Annotated in this window: 1 pseudogene; it reads right to left on the bottom strand. The window is 46.0% G+C overall.

Going from position 1 to position 570, the window contains the following annotated elements:
- Window positions 1-570 (bottom strand): annotated as a pseudogene (locus AX662_RS00555) (CshA/CshB family fibrillar adhesin-related protein); the annotation flags it as partial.

Raw genomic sequence — 570 nt, forward strand, 5'->3', positions numbered from 1 at the left:
TTGTATCAGCTGCTTGAACCTTAACTGGAACCACATCACCTGAGTAAGATTTATCTGTTGGTGTGAAGGTTACAACACCTGTCTCTTTATCAACTGTGAAGGTACCAATAATATCACCCGCTGGTGATTTCGCAAACACTGCCGCTGCTGGTTGGCCATTTTCATCAAGAAGAGTAATGGTATCTTTGTCGATTGGAGCAACGGAATCTCCCTCGGTAAAGGTTACTGTTCCGGTCTGAACCACGCCTTGAGGACCAGTTGATTCTGCTGGTGTAGCAGTTGGAGTCACCGGTGTTACTGTTGGGGTGTAAGTCGCAGAAGCTTTGGTTCCGTTCTTGTCTTCACGAACCACTGTCACTGCTGGTGCTGTTCCAGTAAATGATTTCTCTGGAACAAAAGTTACAGTTCCGTCTGCTACTACTGTGTAAGTACCAACTCCATCAACTGTCTTCGTAGTTGAACCATCATCGAAAGTAGCTGGAACGTCATCGTTCATTGGCACACGGCTGTCGCCCTCAGTAAATTCAGGCTTACCTGTTTGGGTTTGACCTTGTTTACCTGTTGTTTCAA

It is taken from the genome of Streptococcus sp. CCH5-D3, assembly GCF_001556435.1.
Taxonomy (GTDB): Bacteria; Bacillota; Bacilli; order Lactobacillales; family Streptococcaceae; genus Streptococcus.